Origin of the sequence: Staphylococcus canis, assembly GCF_016238445.1 — a bacterium.
Classification (GTDB): domain Bacteria; phylum Bacillota; class Bacilli; order Staphylococcales; family Staphylococcaceae; genus Staphylococcus; species Staphylococcus canis.
The window spans coordinates 1-503 of record NZ_JABANU010000064.1 but is presented as its reverse complement, the minus strand read 5'-3'; the positions used below and the strand labels follow the sequence as shown (position 1 = coordinate 503).

Below are 503 nucleotides of genomic sequence, written 5' to 3'. Positions count from 1 at the left end.
TGCTACAGTTGTAGGTGATACAGAACAATCCTGCGCTATAGAAGCTTCAGAGCGTATATCCGTTGCCTTATTGAGAACAGCCATTTTAGTATTTTTAGAGATAAAACAAAACTTATCAACGACAGGATACTGAGCTGTAAAGTACGTATTACAAGCTTTACAATAAAAACGTTGTTTTTGAAGTATGAAATAAGCAGGTAACTCAGATATGTGAGGGAGTGTAATCCTAGATTGCTTTTTACCTGCTTTAATAACTGTATGGTGTTCATTTTTCTCCTCACAACACTCACAATGGCTTGGTATGTAGCTAAGTTCACCGTAATAGAAAAAGCTTAATCGACCTTTAAACTTCGATTTTTCAACTTTTTCCTCAAATTGTATGTTTTCGTCTTTAATATTAAGTGTTTTTGATATAAAATAATTCATGGACGCATGATCTCCTTTATTATGGTTTGGGCACTTTTAATAATAGAGGTCATTGCGTCTTTTTGCATCTAAAAAGT

The 503-nt window shown here is 33.6% G+C and carries 1 pseudogene; it reads right to left on the bottom strand.

Annotated features, from left to right (window positions below):
- A pseudogene (locus HHH54_RS10905) lies at positions 1–426 on the bottom strand (transposase family protein); the annotation flags it as partial.
- Positions 427–503: the final 77 nt, after the last annotated feature.